The following is a 3,486-nucleotide window of genomic DNA, read 5'->3' on the forward strand; positions in this document are numbered from 1 at the left end:
CCACATCATCGCACAGCTACGCTGGTGCGGAGGTCGTCCACGACATCACGTCAGGACGGCTCTGGGGGGAGCGCGCTGGGTGTGTCGACCGAAGGGGGGGATAGCGCCGACTATGCAAGCCGGTTCGGCTACCCGCTCCCGATGGCTGGCTTGCTCGATCCGCTGACCGCTTATGCTGGGTCTGATAGTGGCGGCGATGCCGCGTTGCGCTGGGTAGAGTGTGTCGAGGTGGGCGCCGACCTGTCGCGGGTGCCGCAGAGGATTGTCGACCATTTCCTGACTGATATGGGGGTTGAGCGCCTCGCGGCATCGTCCTACGCCGACGTACGAGCGCTGCACCGCGCGGAAGCATCAGGCGTTGTCATGCATCGCAGTGAGTGGACCGCAGTACGTCGCCGCATTGAGGCGGCCGTGGAAACAACGTTACCGCACAGCCATGAGCGTGCCGCCCTGAACGCGTGCGCCACCGCGTGCTGGCCACTGCAAACGAGCAGCTCGATCTTGTCGACGCTGATCGCGGCTTGGCTCCAAGAGGTCAATCGTGAAGCCGATCCGGCGTTCGGAGAACTGAAGACTAAGCGCGCCATGGCCACGCTTGACGAAATTTACCAACAAACTCAGCCGATGCGCGACAAAGGGGAGGCGGTCGACATTCCAGCCCTGTTCCGCATGCGCGATCCGATCCTCGCGGCAGGATTCGAGGCATCGCTGGAACGCGCAAATGCCCGCTACCTTGATCGTGCACAGTCCGTTCCTGGCATTGTGCTCGCCCATCTCGCCACTGCCTAGGGTCAGGACTCGTTGATCACAGCCAGAAGATGGCGGTGGCGGCGAGGGCGATGGCGGAGAAGAAGGCGATTGGGCAGCGATCGTAGCGTGTGGCGGCGCGGCGCCAATCCTTTAGGCAGCCGAACTTGATCTCGATGCGGCTGCAACGCCGGTAGCGGCGCTTATCGTATCTGACCGGCTCGTTGCGCGATCTGCGACCCGGGATGCAAGGTAGGATGCCCTTCGCGTGGAGAGCGTCCCTGAACCAGTCGGCGTCATAGCTGCAGTCGCCGAGCAGCCACTGTGCCTTGGACAAATCGTCGAGCAGCGCGGCCGCGCCGGTGTCGTCGCCTTACCTGGCCTGCGGTCATGAAGAAGCTTAATGGACGGCCGTTCGCGTCGGTAACGGCATGGAGCTTGGTGTTCATGCCGCCTTGGGTGCGGCCGATCAGGCGCCCGAGATCCCCTTTTTAACCCGCAGGCTTGAGGCCGTGCGGTGCGCCTTGAGGTAAGTCGCGTCGATCATCACGGTCCTGGGTTCGGCATTCACCGCAGCCAGCCCTTCCATCATCCGCGTGAACACGCCCGCTTCGCCCCAGCGCTTCCACCGGTTGTACAGCGTCTTGTGCGGACCATAGTCCTTGGGCGCATCCCGCCAACGCAGCCCGTTGCGGTTGACGAACACGATGCCGCTCAGCACCCGGCGGTCATCGACCCGAAGCTTGCCATGGCTCTTCGGAAAGAACGGACGCAGGCGGACCATCTGCTCGTCCGTCAGCCAAAACGGCTCGCTTATGCTAATCCCTTTGCCGAGCCTGAATCAGATCGCAACGCTCATATCGATGGATCCCGACCCCAGGATGTCGCGCTCGATCCGTGCCCGGTCCAGCTCACGCCGCAGCCGCGCAATTTCAGACGCCTGATCCGCCGGCTAGGCCATCGTCGATACTTGCGGCTTTGCCGCCGGGCTTGCCGGCAGAGTGCCGATCTCCTGCCATTTGAGCTGCCAGCGACGCGGCATTGTCGGCATGATTCCCAACTCGGCTGCCACCTCGGTCTGCAGCCGGCCGCTGGTCTCCCACAGGGCCACCGCGTCGTGCTTGAACTCGTCCGTGAAACGACGCTTCGTCGTCCTCGCCGTCATACACCTCCTGGCTCCGCAGAGCCTATCATGGCTGTCCGCTGAACCGAGGGAAGATCATCGCACGACCGTAGAAATCCTGCATAGACTGCGATCGGGCGGGGACCGCTCGAACGGGCGGCATCCTTACCTTTGGCCGAAATAGGAGGCATATGTTCGTTCGATGGCCGCCTGGTCTGCTTCGCTCGTCAGTGCCGTCTTCGCGCGTTCCGCCGCATCCTGCGCCGCGCGTCGGATGAGGGTACGCGCGCCTTCGGCATGTATAGCCAGTGAGCCTAGGGCCTTTTGCAGCCTTATGCCCACCTCGACGAGGGCGGCACCGTCGCGCCCGATCGGGCGGCACCAATCGTCAAGCAGATCGGCGAGATGGACGGGCGGCACGTGCACCCGGTGAGGCAGCGCCGCCACGTCAGCCTGATGATCGACAATCCGCCGCAGCACGCGGGCGCCGGCCTCGATCACCGCGATCGCGGTCCCTGGGTCGTTGACCGCCGGTGACAGCGCGCGCGACGCGATTTCGGAAAGCACGATCAGGCCGAACCGCGGATCATGATCGAAGACCCGGTGATGGGATAGCGTGAACGCCTCCCTAATGCTGGCGATACGGTCATCCTCGCATGCACGGGATACAAGCGCCAGCGGGCGTTCCGGCTCGACCAGCTTTCCGGGTAGTGCGAGAATGTGGATATCGGCATCGACCGCCTCGGCGATCTGCCCCAGCACCGCGATATCGACATGGGTAACCCGGGCGACCGTTTCGGGAAAAATCGCGACCATCCCGCGAAGGGCCGAACGGTCAGCTTGCACCTCCAGAGCCACCGGCATGGCGAGCGTGTCGACCGCGGCCATCGCCGCCCGCTCGACCCGGTCGATCGTATCCGAGACGCGGCCGAAGCGCGCGATATGCTCGATCCAGCGCAGCAGGGTGAAGACGATGAACAGGATGACGACGATCGTGCCGAGGAACAGGATCACGCGCCCCGTTTCGCCGTACAACCCGGTCGACAGCGCGATGATGCCGACGATCGCGAACAGGAAGCTGCCGAGGAACGTCGCCAGTGTATTCTGTGCGGTGCTGTCGTCGATCAGCAGTTGCACGGCACGCGGCGTGATCGTGCTGGTCGCACCCGAATAGGCGGACACCATCGCGGTCAGCGAGAAGGTCGTGACCGCCAGCATGCTCGACGCCAGGATGGTCAGGATATTGTCGACCGACTGCGAACCGATCTTCGCGGCGAAGTCGTACGATATCGTATGCCCCAGCAAGGCGCCCGCCAGCGCGAGCGCGCCACCGAAGGCGCACACCAACGCCGCCCTGAACCACATCCTGCGCGTGAGCAGGCGGATCAGCCATTGCCATCGCGTCATGGCATTCCCCTTCCGCTGCGTTCAAGCCGCGGCGCCCCTGGGCGGTTCCCCGCCGCGCTGCTCAATGCTCGGCGTCCGGCGATCCGGTCAGGCGCCAGCGGCGCAGCAGCCACGGCATCGTCAGTCCCTGCGCGAAGATCGAGAAGGCAACCACGCCGAAGGTGACGACGATGATCTGCCCGCGTTCTACGACGCCGGCGGGAACCGCC

General features: G+C 64.4%; 2 protein-coding genes and 2 pseudogenes. 1 reads left to right on the top strand and 3 read right to left on the bottom strand.

Going from position 1 to position 3,486, the window contains the following annotated elements:
* A partial coding sequence (locus AX685_RS15280) for a hypothetical protein (protein WP_231738922.1) occupies positions 1-789 on the top strand: 789 nt, incomplete at its 5' end.
* 16 nt (positions 790-805) lie between these two features.
* Here the strand turns inward: AX685_RS15280 and AX685_RS21165 are convergent.
* The 3 genes and pseudogenes from AX685_RS21165 to AX685_RS15300 all read right to left on the bottom strand — a co-directional run bounded on the left by AX685_RS21165 (position 806) and on the right by AX685_RS15300 (position 3,277).
* Positions 806-1,564 (bottom strand): annotated as a pseudogene (locus tag AX685_RS21165) (IS5 family transposase).
* A 209-nt stretch (positions 1,565-1,773) separates the two neighbouring features.
* Positions 1,774-1,912 (bottom strand): annotated as a pseudogene (locus AX685_RS15295) (transposase); the annotation flags it as partial.
* 123 nt (positions 1,913-2,035) lie between these two features.
* Positions 2,036-3,277 (bottom strand): DUF2254 domain-containing protein, encoded by a 1,242-nt coding sequence (locus AX685_RS15300; RefSeq protein WP_288248967.1) that lies wholly within the window; start codon positions 3,275-3,277, stop codon positions 2,036-2,038.
* Between the last annotated feature and the right edge of the window lie 209 nt (positions 3,278-3,486).

Source organism: Sphingomonas sp. CCH9-F2, from assembly GCF_001556735.1.
GTDB classification, from domain to species: Bacteria; Pseudomonadota; Alphaproteobacteria; order Sphingomonadales; family Sphingomonadaceae; genus Sphingomonas; species Sphingomonas ginsenosidimutans.

Excerpts from the sequence above, each read along its gene's own strand:
- AX685_RS15300 (WP_288248967.1), bottom strand. The coding sequence starts at position 3,277 with ATGACGCGATGGCAATGGCTGATCCGCCTGCTCACGCGCAGGATGTGG.